Below are 14164 nucleotides of genomic sequence, written 5' to 3'. Positions count from 1 at the left end.
CCCGAGCAAAAGATGCTCAGGATGTGGGCTTCAGGTGGGTCAGTTTTACCCGCGCATCACCGCCGAAAGTGGGTCAGTTCTGGATGCGCGCCAACAGCGTCAGGCACTTTCGAGCATTGCCGCATCATTTAGCAACCGTTGAATGCGCTGGCGAGTCTCCTCTGGAATACCTTGCACAGACGAGTCAGGTCCGGGCCTGTTTGGCTGCTGCTGGGTGCCCGCGATGACCCGCACGACCATGCCCAAATTTCCTGGTGTCACGATGTCGATGGCTGCGCGATCACCCAGGTCCGGATGTGGGCGGGTCAGCATCCGGTACAGGTCCCACGGATCCGCATGCGGGCACTGGTTCATGAGCACCTGTGCCAGCTTGTGCTTGAGGGGTACCAGCTGCCAGTCGGGCACGCGTTGCCCGCGGTTGCCCAAGCTGATGGACAGCAGCTTGCCCGCCTTCAGCTCGCGGTTGATCTGGTCCTTGGACTTCCCGGCCAACTTGCCGAACAGCGGGACCGGCAGACTGCTCGGCGATTCGTAGATGACCAGCATTTCCTCGCGCTCGCGCTGGATGACAGACACCTCCGGCTCTGGCGCATGCGTCGGGGGCGGTGGTACCTGCGACAGTCGCTGGAATGTGATTCCCCCGTCGTTTGGCGTCACGACGATGGGTTCGGCCACCACAGGCGGAACGGATGCCGCAGAAGCAGCAGCGACGATGGTGTTGGGCTTGTCCTCCTCTGCCATGGCCGGCACGCCCTCGATATGGATCGTGAGGTGCGCGCTGGCCGCTTCCACTTGGCCCTGTTCGAGCAGATCGAGACGATCCGCCCAGTCCTGCATCATCCGGCGGCGCGGCTCAACATACTTGGCGTGGTTGTAGGCCGAACTCACCTTGTTCGGGTCCGAGTGCGAAAGCTGCGCGTCCACCCAAATCTTGGGATAGCCGATCTCGTTGAGCGCCGTCGAGATGGTTCCGCGGATGCCGTGACCGGTCAGTTGATCCTCGTAGCCCATTCGTTTCAAGGCCGCGTTGAGGGTGTTCTCGCTGATGCGCTTCTTGAGTTCGCTGCGGTGCGTGAGCAGATGGACCTGGGCCGGCCTCATCACACCCAACAGGTAGCGCACGATCTCGATGGCCTGCACGGACAACGGCACGATGTAGGGCGGAACGTCCTGCGGGCGCTTGCCGGCCTTGCGCATCTCGTCTTGGAGTTGCTTGACGATCTGCGGCGGGATGATCCACAGGCCACGGTCGAGATCGAACTGGTCCGGGGTCGCCAGCCGCAGCTCGCCGGTACGCACGCCGGTCAGGAACAGCAGCCGGATGCCGAGTTGGGTCTGCCAACCACGAGGGTTGTAGAGCCTGAGCTTGTGCAGGAACTCGGGAAGCTCCGGAAGATGCAGGTAGGGGTTGTGGTTCACCGGGGGCTTGGGCTCGGCCACCACGTCCAGGTCGGAGGCCGGATTGGCTTCCAGCCCCTCCACGATGACGAGGGCATAGCGGAACAACTGCCCCAGCCAGGTGCGGACCTTCTCGGCAGTGGTGAACGCCTTGCGCTCCTCGATCCTCGCCAGGACGCCCAGGAGTTGGGGCCGGCGAATGTCGTAGATCGACATCTGCTTGAGGCTAGGCAGCACGTCCTTGTTGAAGATCCGCAGGATTTGCGACAGCGTGCTGTTCCTGCCCTCCTTGATTTCCTTGCGGCGATGCTCGACCCACGCATCGAAGACGGCCTTGAAGGTGTAGTCGGCCGCAAGCTTGACCGCGTGTCGCTTCTGTTTCCGATCGGTATGGGGGTTGACGCCCTTTGCCAGAAGCGCCCGGGCTTCGTCGCGCAAGGTGCGCGCTTCGCGCAAACCGATCTCGGGGTAGTTCCCCAGGGAGATGCGCTTTTGCTTGCCGAGCCAGTAATAGCGCAAATGCCACGACTTGCCGCCGGTGCGGGCGACCACCAGGCCGAGGCCATCGGTGTCGGGGATGCTGTAGGTTTTCTCGGCGGCCTTGGCTTGCCGCACGGTCAGATCAGAGAGTGTCATCATCAAGCTCCTAAGTCTTGGACTTAGGCCCGATGCTGCTTGTCATCCCGATCCAACCCCAGCAACAACCCGGAACCGGCACGACCCGCATTCTTTGGCCTTGTTTTTGGCCTCAAAAATGGTGGCTGTCAGTGGACTTTCGTGGCTTTCGCTGGAATGAAAAAAGGAGCCGAAGCTCCTCTTTTCAATGACTTACAGACGTCAGTGGAAGTCTGTAGATCATAAATTGGAGCGGGAGACGAGTCTCGAACTCGCGACCTCAACCTTGGCAAGGTTGCGCTCTACCAACTGAGCTACTCCCGCATGGGTCCGCAATTTCTGGCTTGGTGAAAACTCCACGCAGTGCCAGTGCAAACCATTTCTTATTGCCAACCACTTTCGCGGTTGCCTGATCAACTTGGTTATCGATCAGAAGGCGCGCATTCTACATGATTTTTTTCAATCGTGCTTGCCGCTGGCAGATTGCCGGGGCAGGCGGATCGCGCTGAACTTCGCGTGGCCAAGGTTGCACTGAGTGCCGCCTGGCTGCCAAGCTCAATCAAGTAATATGAGCGAAGACAGAAAATATAGCACACCCGGTAGTATCCATGTCAAATTCCTCTGCCACCGCGCCTGTCCTGACCCCCGAGGCGCGGGACCTTTCCGCCTTGAACACCCTGGGCCTGGCGTCCACGGCCCAGGCCTGCGTCACGCTCGACGATGTGGCCCAACTGCCGGCGCTGTCGGCCCTGGCCGCGCGGCACGACCGGCTGCTGGTGCTGGGCGGCGGCAGCAATGTGGTGCTGCCCGAGACCGTGCCGGGCCTGGTGGCGCGCGTGGCGCTGCGCGGCGTGCGCCTGTTGCGGGCCGAGGCCGATGCGTGGCTGGTCGAAGCGGCCGCCGGCGAGACCTGGCATGGCTTCGTCGCCGAATGCGTGAAGCAGGGCTGGGACGGCCTGGAAAACCTGGCGTTGATCCCGGGCACGGTCGGCGCGGCGCCGGTGCAGAACATCGGCGCCTACGGCGTCGAGCTGGCCGATCGCTTCGACAGCCTGACCGCCTGGGACGTGCTGGCCGGCAGGTATGTCGAGATGAGCGCGGCCGATTGCCGCTTTGCCTATCGCGACAGCGTCTTCAAGCATCAGCCGCCCGGCCGCTGGGTGATCGTGGCGGTGCGCTTGCGCTTGCCGCGGCCGTGGCGGCCGGTGCTGTCGTATCCGGATCTGCAGCGTCATCCCGGGCTGGCGGGCGAGCCGTCGGCGCGCGCCATCTTCGAGGCGGTCTGCGAGATCCGGCGCGCCAAGCTGCCGGACCCGGCGGTCACCGGCAACGCCGGCAGCTTTTTCAAGAACCCCATCGTATCGGCCGCGCAGCGCGAAGCGCTTGCCGCCCGCTATCCCGGCCTGGTGTCGTATCCGCAGCCGGACGGCGGCTACAAGCTGGCGGCTGGCTGGCTGATCGACCAGTGCGGCTGGAAGGGGCGCGCCCTCGGGGCGGCCGGGGTGCATGACCGGCAGGCGCTGGTGCTGGTGAACCGTGGCGGCGCCACCGCCGCCGACATCCTGGCGCTGGCGCGCGCGATCCAGGGCGAGGTCGCCGAACGCTACGGCGTGGCGCTGGAGCCGGAACCCGTGGTGGTGTGAGCGGACGCGCCACGAAAAAAAGGACCCTCGCGGGTCCTTTTTTGTTGGCGCGGCGGGATCAGAGACCCAGCACCGCCTGCATGTCGTACAGGCCGTTGCGCTTGCCTTCCAGGAAGCGCGCGGCGCGCAATGCGCCTTCGGCATAGGTGGCGCGGCTGGCCGAGCGGTGGGTGATCTCGATGCGTTCGCCGATGCCGCAGAACGACACGGTGTGATCGCCGACGATATCGCCGCCGCGCAGTACCGAGAAGCCGATGGTGCCGGGCTTGCGCACGCCGGTGTCGCCGTGGCGGCTCCAGGTGGCCACGTCGGGCAGCGCGACGTCCCAGGCCGAGGCGATGGTCTCGCCCATCTTGAGCGCGGTGCCCGACGGCGCGTCGACCTTGTTGCGGTGATGCGCTTCGAACACTTCGACGTCATAGCCCGAATTCAGGATGCGGGCGGCCATGTCCAGCAGCTTGAGCGTGGCGTTCACGCCCACGCTCATGTTGGGCGCGAACACGATGGCGGTTTTCTGCGCGGCCACTTCGATGGCGGCGCGGCCGTTGTCGTCAAAGCCGGTGGTGCCGATGACGGCCTTCACGCCCAGCCTGGCGCAGGCCTGCAGGTGTTCCAGCGTGCCTTCGGGGCGGGTGAAATCGATCAGGCAGTCGGCGTTGGCCAGCGCGGCCAGGTCGTCGGTGATGGCGACGCCGGTCTGCTGGCCCAGCGGCGCGCCCGCGTCCTGGCCCAGCGAGGGCGAACCCTGGCGGTCGAGCGCGACCGCCAGTTGCAGGCCGTCGGCCTTCAGGACGGCGTCGATCAGCATCTGGCCCATACGGCCGCTGGCGCCGGCGATAGCAATACGCATGAAGAAAATCCTTGGGTTAGCGCAGCGGCTCGGGCGCGTTGCCGGGCTGGCCAGGGTACTGGGTGATGGGGTTGGCGGGCGCGGCGGCGTCGCGCTTCTTCTGCTCTTCTTCCTGCTTGATCCGGGCCTCGTCCTCGCTCAGGCGCTTGTCGGCCTTTTCGTCGGCGGTGGCGCTGGGGGTGTTCAGCTGATAGGGCTGCAGGTCGGGCTGCTTGTCGCCTTCCCAGCGGGTCAGCCGGTCGTTCTCGAACCAGACCGTGAACTTGCGTTCCTGGGCGTCGCCGTAGCCGGGCTTGTAGTAGTAGGGGTAATCCCAGCGGTTGGCGTGCAGCACGCTGGTCAGGGTGGGGCTGCCGAGGGCGAAGCGCACCTGTTCGCGCGTCATGCCCGGTTGCAGCAGCGCGACCTGCTCCTGGGTGATCCAGTTGCCTTGCTGGACGCCGGCCTTATAGGGGAAGCCCCACTTGTCCCCCGTGCAGCCGGCAAGGGCGACGGCCAGGGCGGCGATGGCCAATCCGGTCTTGAGCGAGCGGGAAGGAATTCGTGCAATCATGGACACTACGCGCCCCTATTATTTGGAAGCAGACAAAACCGTTATCATAAAGGTTTCATAAGGATAGTTCTGCGGGGCGGCAGGAATTCTGGGAAGCCGGCTCGCGGTTACCCGGTATCCTTGCCCATGCCAACGCGGACGGAGAGCGATTACACCATGAGCGACCAAAGCGAACTGAAAAACATGGGTTTGAAGGCGACTTTCCCGCGCCTGAAAATTCTTGATATCTTCCGTAAGTCTGACCAGCGCCACCTCAGCGCCGAAGACGTCTACCGGGCCCTGATCGGCGAAAACGTCGAAATCGGCCTGGCCACCGTCTATCGCGTGCTGACCCAGTTCGAACAGGCCGGCATCCTTGCCCGCAGCCAGTTCGACAGCGGCAAGGCCGTGTTCGAGCTCAATGACGGCGATCACCACGATCACCTGATCTGCACGAACTGCGGCAAAGTGGTCGAATTCTCGGACCCGGACATCGAAAAGCGCCAGCAGAAGATCGCCAAGGACAACGGCTTCGCGCTGGAAAGCCACGCCATGGTGCTGTACGGCATCTGCGGCAGCTGCCTGAAAGGCCGCTGAGCTTTTCCGCGTTCGACCCTGACCACGGCCGCGCTCGCCGTGGTTCAGTGAAAGCAAAAGCCCCTTCTCAAAGAAGGGGCTTTTTTTATTCCCGGACTGAATCGGGCGATGGGCTGGCCCGATACGGGCTGCCGGCGCAAGGGCAGCCCCTGGATTCGGACGGCCAACAACCGGCCTGCGGGCGGCGAGGCTGGGGCCTGGACGGCGGCCGGCTCAGGCCGGCGCGCGGCCGATGCCGGCCAGCATTTCGCGGGCGTGTTCGCGGGTGGTGGCGGTGAGCTTGATGCCGCCCAGCATGCGGGCGATTTCCTCGACCCGGGCGCCGTCGTCCAGTTCCTCGATGCGCGAGCGGGTGGTGCCGCGCGATTCGGTCTTGCTGACCAGGAATTGGTTGTTGCCGCAGGCCGCGACCTGCGGCAGGTGGGTGACGCACAGCACTTGGTGACGTTCGCCCAGTTCGCGCAGCAGCTTGCCGACCGCTTCGGCCACCGCGCCGCCGACGCCGCTGTCGACTTCGTCGAAGATCAGCGTGGGCACGCGCGCGGCGCGGCTGGCGATGACCGACAGCGCCAGCGAGATGCGCGAGAGTTCGCCGCCGGAAGCGATCTTGGCCAGCGGCCGCGGCGTGGTGCCGGCGTGGCCGGCCACCAGGAATTCGACCTGCTCGTTGCCATGCGCCGACGGCGCGGCCGCGGCCAGCGTGGGTTCGAACTTGCCGCCCTGCATGGCCAGCGTCTGCATCGCCTGGGTGACCTGCTTACCGAGGTCCTTGGCGATCTTGCGGCGTGCCGTGGTGAGCTTGGCGGCGGCGGCGTCGTACTGCGCCTGCGCCGCCTGCGCCTGGGCCCGCAGCGCGTCGATGTCGGCGGCGGCCTGCAAGGCGGAGAGTTCGGCGTGCAGGCTGTCGCGCAGCGCGGACAGCCCGTCGGGTTCGGTGCGGAACTTGCGCGCAGTCTCGAACACGGCGCTCAGGCGAGCTTCGAGGTCGGCCAGGCGGCGCGGATCGAGATCGACGCGGCTGACGTAGTTGTTCAGGTCGGACACGGCTTCGCTGATGGCGATGCGGGCCGATTCGAGTTCGTCGTAGATGCCCTGCAGGCCGGTGTCGTGCCGCAGCATCTGCTGGATGCGGTGGTTGGCCGCGGTCAGCCGATGGTGGGCCGAATCGCCCTCGCCGTCGAGCGCATCGAGGATCTGCGTGGCGCCGTCCAGCAGCGATTGCGAGTGCGACAGGCGCGTGTGTTCGGCCTGCAGCGATTCCCATTCGTCCGGCGCCAGGCCCAGGCGGTCGAGTTCGTCGACCTGCCATTGCAGCCGTTCACGTTCGGTGGCCAGGCCGGCGGCATCCTTTTCGGCGGATTCGAGCTGGCGCGCCAGCGCGCGCCATTGCTTCCAGGCCTGACCGACGGCCTGGCGCAGGTCGCCGTGGCCGCCGTGCGCGTCCAGCAGGTCGCGCTGGGCCTCGGGCCGCATCAGGCTCTGGTGCGCGTGCTGGCCGTGGATGTCGACCAGGCTGTCGCCCAGTTCGCGCAGTTGCGCGACCGTGGCGGGCGTGCCGTTGATGTAGGCGCGGCTGCGGCCCTGCGCGTCGATCACGCGGCGCAGCGACAGCTCCTCGTCGGCGTCGATCTCGCGTTCGGCCAGCCAGGCGTTCAGCGCCGGCGGCGTGTCGAAGACGGCGGTGATGTCGGCGCGCGCGGCGCCTTCGCGCAGCACGCTGACGTCGCCGCGTTCGCCCAGCGCCAGCGCCAGCGCGTCAATGAGGATGGATTTGCCCGCGCCGGTCTCGCCGGAGAAGACGGTGAAGCCGGGACCGAAATGGATCTCGGTCTGCTCGACGATGACGAAGTCGCGGATGTGCAGGGTGCGCAGCATGTCGGGGCGCTTACTACTCTACGTTGTCGGTGGCTTGCGGCATCAGGTTCCAGTGCAGCTTGCGGCGCAGGGTGGAAAAGAAGCTGTAGCCTTCCGGATGCACGAAACGGATGGTGTAGGGCGCGCGCTGCACGACGATGCGGTCGCCGGGCTGCAGGTCGGACCAGGTCTGCATGTCGAAGTGCACGCTGGCGCCGACCTCGACCCGGCCCATGGCGGTGAGCGTCATGTTGAGCACGCCGCTGTCGGGGATCACGATGGGGCGGTTCGACAAAGTCTGCGGCGCCACCGGCACCAGCACCATGGCGTTCATGCCGGGGTGCAGGATGGGGCCGTTGGCCGACAGCGCATAGGCGGTCGAGCCGGTGGGCGTGGCGATGATCAGGCCGTCGGCGCGCTGCGTGTACATGAAGGCGCCGTCGAGCTCGACGCGCACTTCGATCATGCCGCCGCGCCCGGCGCGGTTCAGCACCACGTCGTTGAGCGCCGAGGCCGCGTACATCTGCTGGTCGCCGCGCCAGACGCTGCCTTCCAGCAGCATGCGTTCCTCGATCTGGAAGTTGCCTTCGAGCACGCGCGCCAGCGCGTCGTGCGCGTCCTGCACCGGAATGTCGGTGATGAAGCCGAGATGGCCGTGGTTGATGCCGACCAGCGGCACGCCGAACGGCGCCAGATGGCGCGCCGCGCCCAGCACCGTGCCGTCGCCGCCCATGACCACCGCCAGCGACGCGTCCTGGCCGATCTGCTCGTAGGTGGCGACCGGGTATTCCGTGAGCCCGGTATTGCGGGCCGTGTCGGCGTCGACGAGCACCTGCCGCCCGGCCTGCGTGAGCGCGTGCGCGAGCGCCCTTAGCGGAGTGGCCAGGCCGGCGTCCTGGTATCTGCCGATCAGCGCGACGGTAGGAAAGTGCATGGTGGCGAGGCGAATCAGAAAAAGCGAAATGGGTCCGGAATCGGGCCCGTTAGCCGATTATATGGGGCCGCATATTGGCTTGCGGGACAAAAATCGCCTTAATTGGAAAAGATTCCCTAAAATACCCGCTATGGATGACCGCGCACGCGCATTACTGAAAGCGTTGATCGAACGCTACATCGCCGATGGGCAACCAGTCGGCTCGCGGACGCTATCGAAGGTCTTCGACCTGTCGCCCGCCACCATCCGCAACGTCATGGCGGACCTGGAAGAGCTGGGCCTGATCCACAGTCCGCACACCTCCGCGGGGCGCATTCCGACGCCGCGCGGCTACCGCATGTTCGTCGATTCGCTGCTGGCGGTGCAGTCCTACCAGCTCGAGCCCCACAACATGGGCGACATGCTGGCGGCGGCCGAACCCACCCGCGCGGTCAATGCCGCGGCGGCGCTGCTGTCGAACCTGACGCAGTTCGCCGGCGTGGTGCTGACGCCCAAGCGCGCCCAGGTGTTCCGCCAGATCGAATTCATCCGCCTGTCCGACAAGCGCGTGTTGCTGATCATCGTCACCCCCGACGGCGACGTGCAGAACCGCATCCTGTTCGTGCAGCGCGACTACGCCGAGGCCGAGCTGCTGGAGGCCGGCAACTTCTTCAACATCCATTTCGCCGGCAAGTCCTTCGACGCGGTGCGGCGCACGCTGTCCACCGAGCTGGCCCAGTTGCGCGAAGACATCTCGCGGCTGATGCAGGCGGCGGTCGAGGCCAGCGCCGAAGCGGCCGAGGACGGCGACGCCGTGGTCATCTCGGGCGAGCGCAAGCTGCTCGACGTCACTGACATCGCGTCCGACATGGATCGCCTGCGCAAGATGTTCTCGCTGTTCGAGAAGAAGACCGACCTGCTGCAGCTGCTCGATGTGTCGAGCCGCGCGCAAGGCGTGCAGATCTACATCGGCGGCGATTCGCAGCTGGTGCCGATGGAAGAAGTCTCGGTGATCACCGCGCCCTATGGCGTGGATGGCAAGGTGGTCGGCACGCTCGGCGTGATCGGTCCGACCCGCATGGCCTACGAACGCGTGATTCCCATCGTGGACATCACGGCGCGTCTGCTGTCCAACGCCCTCAGCCACAACCAGTAGTTCCATTCGAACCGACATCCTCCTTGCGGAGGAAGGGGAGTTTTTGTGTTTCTTCGCCTGTTCAAGTATCTCTGGCCTGAACGCTACCTGCCCGAAACGGAGCAGGACGACCCTTTCAATGAAGACCCGCCGCCGCGCGCGCCGGGCAAGGTCGGCGTGCTGCTGGTGAACCTGGGCACGCCCGACACCCCGGGCAAGAAGGACATCCGCAAGTACCTGGGCGAATTCCTGTCGGACCCGCGCGTGATCGAGATTCCGCGCTATCTGTGGAAGCCGATCCTGCACGGCCTGGTGCTGACGATGCGGCCCAAGAAGCTGGAGCCGCGCTACGCCGGTGTCTGGCTCAAGGACGGCTCGCCGCTGATGGTCTACAGCCGCCGCCAGGCCGAAGGCGTGCAGGCCGCGTTGACCGCGGCCGGCGTCGAGGCGGTGGTGGAACTGGGCATGCGCTACGGCAACCCGTCGATTCCCGACGCCATCTCGCGGCTGCGGGCGCAGGGCTGCGAACGCATCCTGACCGTGCCGCTGTATCCGCAATATGCCGCCAGCACCTCGGCCACCGTGGTCGACGCCGTCACGCGCCACGCCGGCCGGCTGCGCGACCAGCCGGAAATGCGCTTCATCAAGCGGTTCCATGAGGATCCCATCTATCTCGACCCGCTGGCCGCCCGCATCGAGGCGTACTGGCGCGAGCATGGCAAGCCGCAGAAGCTGGTCATGAGCTTCCACGGCCTGCCGCGCTATTCCATCGAGCTGGGCGATCCGTACTACCGCGACTGCATGGAAACCGCGCGGCTGCTGTCGCAGCGCCTGTCGCTGCCGCGCGAGCAGATCGAGGTGACCTTCCAGAGCCGCTTCGGCACCGCCCGCTGGCTCGAGCCCTACACCGAACCGACCCTCAAGGCGCTGGCCGCCTCGGGCGTCACCGAGGTGGATGTGGTGTGCCCGGGATTTGTGGCAGACTGTCTGGAAACCCTGGAAGAGATCAGCCTGGAGTGCCGCGACGCCTTTCTCGGCGCCGGCGGCAAGCAGTTCCGTTACATCCCGGCGCTCAATGACGATCCGGCCTGGATCGCGGGGTTGGCCACCCTGACGGAACGGCACTTGCAGGGATGGCCCACACATTCACGGACTTGAAGGAGAGGGCGCATGCACCATGATCCCAAGACGGGCAAGATTGTGAAAAAGGGGAACGTCAGCACCCCGGTGGACGAGGATCAGGTCGAGCACGAGCTGGACGAGGCGCTGGCCGAGACCTTCCCCGCCAGCGATCCCATCGCGATCAACCCGGAACCCGACGACGATCCGCGCGTCGACCGCGCCCTGAAAGAGAGCTTTCCCGCCAGTGACGCCGCCGCCCCGGCGCAGCCGCACAAGAAATGATCGGTTCCTGATGGCGCCGGCTGCGTCGGAAATCCGGATTCTGGGCGGTTTTTTGCCGCTGATGCTGAGTTTTCAGTGGGTTTTGCCGGATTTTTCAGTATTGCCGCCCATTGCCGCGGCAGCGGTGCGCGGCGGGGAATATTTGCTTTCCCGGGCTTGAAATAGGGGTATTGGCCCCCATTCATGTCTGCGAAAGCCATTCTTTTTGGAGGATTCCCCATGACGGCACCCAACGAGCCTGTAGATCAGACGCCCGGATTCGGCAACGATGCCGATGCGGCCCCCGCCGCCCAGGACGCCGCGCAGGCCGAGCTGAACGAGTTGCGCGCCCAGTTGGACGCGGCCCAGGCTACCGTCAATGAGCAGCATGACCAGCTTCTGCGCATCCGCGCCGAGGCCGAGAACGTGCGCCGCCGTGCCCAGGAAGAAGTGTCCAAGGCACGCAAGTTCGGCATCGAGTCGTTCGCGGAGAGCCTGGTGCCGGTCAAGGACAGCCTCGAGGCCGCGCTGGCCCAGGCCGACCAGACCGTGGACACGCTGCGCGAAGGCGTCGAAGTCACGCTCAAGCAGCTGGCGGCCGCCTTCGAGCGCAACATGCTCAAGGAAATCGCGCCGGTCCAGGGCGACAAGTTCGATCCGCACCAGCATCAGGCGATTTCGTCGATCCCGACCGACCAGCCCGCCAACACGGTGGTGCAGGTGCTGCAGAAAGGTTACGCCATCGCCGACCGCACCCTGCGTCCGGCCCTGGTGGTGGTGTCCGCCGGCCAAGGCTGAACGGACCGCGCGCCATGACCGATCCCAGGTTCGACCCGGCCCAGGTCTTCGCGGTGTTCGGCATGCGTCATGTCGATACCGCGGGATTCGACGCCGCCGTGGTCCAGGCGCCGGGATCGGACCTGCGCTGCGTGTTCCTGTGGGGCCAGGATTGCTATAACTGCAATCTCTTCAAGCAGGCGGCGCTGCTGCACCAGGAAACCCTGCTGGGCCTGGGGCTGAGCTGGTTCGAGGCGGATGTGTATGCCGACGAGCCGCTAGGCCGCCGCTTTTCCCTGCATGGTGTCCCCACTTTTGTGCTTTACCGGGCCGGAAAACGGCTCGGCCGCATTACCGGTTGGCCCGGATTGCCCCAGTTCACGGCGGCGATCCGGCGCCTGCAGGAAACGCCGGCGGAAAATTCCAGCCAGGCGTCTTGAAAAACCCTGCGGGCAGCCCCAGTTATGTGGGGACAGGAAATTTCTCTCCAATTTCACAGATTTATCCAAGGTAACCCGACCATGAGCAAAATTATTGGCATCGACCTGGGCACGACCAACAGCTGCGTGGCTGTCATGGACGGCGGTCAGGTCAAGATCATCGAAAACGCCGAAGGCGCCCGCACCACCCCGTCGATCGTCGCCTACATGGACGACGGCGAAACGCTGGTTGGCGCGCCCGCCAAGCGCCAGGCCGTGACCAACCCGCGCAACACGCTGTACGCGGTGAAGCGCCTGATCGGCCGCAAGTTCGAGGAAAAGGCGGTGCAGAAGGACATCAACCTGATGCCCTATGCCATCGTCAAGGCCGACAACGGCGATGCCTGGGTGGAAGTGCGCGGCAAGAAGATGGCGCCTCCCCAAGTGTCGGCCGACGTGCTGCGCAAGATGAAGAAGACCGCCGAGGACTACCTGGGCGAGGAAGTGACCGAGGCCGTCATCACGGTGCCGGCGTACTTCAACGACAGCCAGCGCCAGGCCACCAAGGACGCCGGCCGCATCGCCGGCCTGGAAGTCAAGCGCATCATCAACGAGCCGACCGCGGCCGCGCTGGCCTTCGGCCTGGACAAGACCGAAAAGGGCGACCGCAAGATCGCCGTGTATGACCTGGGCGGCGGCACGTTCGACGTGTCGATCATCGAAATCGCCGACGTCGATGGCGAAAAGCAGTTCGAAGTGCTGTCGACCAACGGCGACACCTTCCTGGGCGGCGAAGACTTCGACCAGCGCATCATCGACTACATCATCTCCGAGTTCAAGAAGGAACAAGGCGTCGATCTGTCTAAGGACGTGCTGGCCCTGCAGCGCCTGAAGGAAGCCGCTGAAAAGGCCAAGATCGAACTGTCGTCGGCGCAGCAGACCGAGATCAACCTGCCGTACATCACGGCCGATGCCTCGGGTCCGAAGCACCTGAACCTGAAGATCACGCGCGCCAAGCTGGAAGCGCTGGTCGAGGAACTGATCGAACGCACCATCGAGCCCTGCCGCGTGGCCATCAAGGACGCCGGCGTGAAGGTTTCCGACATCGACGACGTGATCCTGGTCGGCGGCATGACCCGCATGCCCAAGGTCCAGGAAAAGGTGAAGGAATTCTTCGGCAAGGATCCGCGCAAGGACGTGAACCCCGACGAAGCCGTCGCCGCTGGCGCCGCCATCCAGGGTTCCGTGCTGTCGGGCGACCGCAAGGACGTGCTGCTGCTGGACGTCACCCCCCTGTCCCTGGGTATTGAAACCCTGGGCGGCGTGATGACCAAGATGATCCAGAAGAACACGACCATCCCGACCCGCTTCTCGCAGACCTTCTCGACCGCCGACGACAACCAGCCGGCCGTGACGATCAAGGTGTTCCAGGGCGAGCGTGAAATCGCCGCGGGCAACAAGGCCCTGGGCGAGTTCAACCTCGAAGGGATCCCGCCGTCGCCGCGTGGCATGCCGCAGATCGAAGTCACGTTCGACATCGACGCCAACGGCATCCTGCACGTGTCGGCCAAGGACAAGGGCACCGGCAAGGAAAACAAGATCACCATCAAGGCCAACTCGGGTCTGTCGGAAGACGAGATCCAGCGCATGGTCAAGGATGCCGAGGCCAACGCCGAGGAAGATCACCGCGTCGCCGAACTGGCCCAGTCGCGCAACCAGGCCGATGCCCTGGTGCACGCCACCCGCAAGTCGCTGACCGAATACGGCGACAAGCTCGAGGCGTCCGAGAAGGAAGGCATCGAGGCGGCCATCAAGGCGCTGGAAGAAACGTTGAAGGACGGCGACAAGGCCGCCATCGACGCCAAGGTCGAAGCCCTGTCGACCGCCTCGCAGAAGCTCGGCGAAAAGATGTACGCCGACATGCAGGCGCAGCAAGCCGCCGGCCAGCAGCAGGCCGCCGACAACGCGAAGCCGGTGGACGACAATGTCGTCGACGCCGACTTCAAGGAAGTCAAGCGCGACCAATAATGGCCGGGCGCTGACCTGCC

14 protein-coding genes and 1 tRNA gene are annotated in these 14164 nt (G+C 65.3%); 9 read left to right on the top strand and 6 right to left on the bottom strand.

The window, feature by feature from the left end:
• Positions 1 to 99: 99 nt before the first annotated feature.
• Positions 100 to 2034: a tyrosine-type recombinase/integrase gene (locus AOZ53_RS09000; protein WP_003097548.1), complete on the bottom strand. Its 1935-nt coding sequence runs from the start codon at positions 2032 to 2034 to the stop codon at positions 100 to 102.
• A gap of 227 nt (positions 2035 to 2261) precedes the next feature.
• A tRNA-Gly gene (locus AOZ53_RS08995) sits at positions 2262 to 2337 on the bottom strand.
• 284 nt (positions 2338 to 2621) lie between these two features.
• On the opposite strand from AOZ53_RS08995, the gene murB reads away from it, so the two are divergent.
• A complete protein-coding gene (murB, locus tag AOZ53_RS08990) occupies positions 2622 to 3656 on the top strand; it encodes a UDP-N-acetylmuramate dehydrogenase (RefSeq protein ID WP_054477939.1) in 1035 nt (344 codons plus the stop codon).
• A 58-nt stretch (positions 3657 to 3714) separates the two neighbouring features.
• On the opposite strand, the gene dapB is transcribed toward murB, so the two are convergent.
• Together dapB and AOZ53_RS08980 are read right to left on the bottom strand one after the other, a co-directional pair.
• Positions 3715 to 4506, bottom strand: a complete 792-nt coding sequence (gene dapB, locus AOZ53_RS08985; RefSeq protein ID WP_054487622.1) for a 4-hydroxy-tetrahydrodipicolinate reductase — start codon at positions 4504 to 4506, stop codon at positions 3715 to 3717.
• Between the two features lie 16 nt (positions 4507 to 4522).
• The gene (locus tag AOZ53_RS08980) at positions 4523 to 5059 is read right to left on the bottom strand and encodes an outer membrane protein assembly factor BamE (RefSeq protein WP_054432962.1); all 537 of its coding nucleotides are present in this window, start codon (positions 5057 to 5059) and stop codon (positions 4523 to 4525) included.
• A gap of 156 nt (positions 5060 to 5215) precedes the next feature.
• Here AOZ53_RS08980 and fur point away from each other — a divergent pair, with 156 nt between their 5' ends.
• Positions 5216 to 5635 (top strand): ferric iron uptake transcriptional regulator, encoded by a 420-nt coding sequence (gene fur, locus AOZ53_RS08975; RefSeq protein WP_006223539.1) that lies wholly within the window; start codon positions 5216 to 5218, stop codon positions 5633 to 5635.
• A 213-nt stretch (positions 5636 to 5848) separates the two neighbouring features.
• Here the strand turns inward: fur and recN are convergent, their stop codons facing one another.
• Positions 5849 to 7510, bottom strand: coding sequence for a DNA repair protein RecN (gene recN, locus AOZ53_RS08970; protein ID WP_054487620.1), 1662 nt, complete (start codon positions 7508 to 7510; stop codon positions 5849 to 5851).
• A gap of 13 nt (positions 7511 to 7523) precedes the next feature.
• On the bottom strand, positions 7524 to 8423 hold the full coding sequence (locus AOZ53_RS08965; protein WP_054432966.1) for an NAD kinase: 900 nt from the start codon (positions 8421 to 8423) through the stop codon (positions 7524 to 7526).
• A gap of 130 nt (positions 8424 to 8553) precedes the next feature.
• Between AOZ53_RS08965 and hrcA the strand changes: the two genes are divergently transcribed.
• From hrcA to dnaK, 7 genes are all read left to right on the top strand, one after another.
• On the top strand, positions 8554 to 9558 hold the full coding sequence (gene hrcA, locus AOZ53_RS08960) for a heat-inducible transcriptional repressor HrcA (protein ID WP_006393215.1): 1005 nt from the start codon (positions 8554 to 8556) through the stop codon (positions 9556 to 9558).
• A gap of 45 nt (positions 9559 to 9603) precedes the next feature.
• The gene (hemH, locus tag AOZ53_RS08955) at positions 9604 to 10695 is read left to right on the top strand and encodes a ferrochelatase (RefSeq protein ID WP_054432969.1); all 1092 of its coding nucleotides are present in this window, start codon (positions 9604 to 9606) and stop codon (positions 10693 to 10695) included.
• 12 nt (positions 10696 to 10707) lie between these two features.
• Entirely contained in the window at positions 10708 to 10941 is a 234-nt protein-coding gene (locus AOZ53_RS08950; RefSeq protein ID WP_054432971.1) for a hypothetical protein, read from the top strand.
• A gap of 10 nt (positions 10942 to 10951) precedes the next feature.
• On the top strand, positions 10952 to 11101 hold the full coding sequence (locus AOZ53_RS34135) for a hypothetical protein (protein ID WP_156333329.1): 150 nt from the start codon (positions 10952 to 10954) through the stop codon (positions 11099 to 11101).
• Between the two features lie 59 nt (positions 11102 to 11160).
• Positions 11161 to 11718 (top strand): nucleotide exchange factor GrpE, encoded by a 558-nt coding sequence (gene grpE, locus AOZ53_RS08945; protein ID WP_054432973.1) that lies wholly within the window; start codon positions 11161 to 11163, stop codon positions 11716 to 11718.
• Positions 11719 to 11732: 14 nt separating this feature from the next.
• Positions 11733 to 12137 carry a thioredoxin family protein gene (locus AOZ53_RS08940; protein ID WP_054432974.1) on the top strand — a complete coding sequence of 135 codons (405 nt, stop codon included), beginning with the start codon at positions 11733 to 11735 and terminating at the stop codon, positions 12135 to 12137.
• An 81-nt stretch (positions 12138 to 12218) separates the two neighbouring features.
• On the top strand, positions 12219 to 14144 hold the full coding sequence (gene dnaK, locus AOZ53_RS08935; RefSeq protein ID WP_006393220.1) for a molecular chaperone DnaK: 1926 nt from the start codon (positions 12219 to 12221) through the stop codon (positions 14142 to 14144).
• Positions 14145 to 14164 lie beyond the last annotated feature (20 nt).

This window comes from Achromobacter sp. 2789STDY5608621 (assembly GCF_001299375.1).
GTDB classification, from domain to species: domain Bacteria; phylum Pseudomonadota; class Gammaproteobacteria; order Burkholderiales; family Burkholderiaceae_B; genus Achromobacter; species Achromobacter insuavis.
The sequence above is the reverse complement of the archived record's forward strand: the minus strand, read 5'-3'. Positions and strand labels throughout refer to the sequence as shown.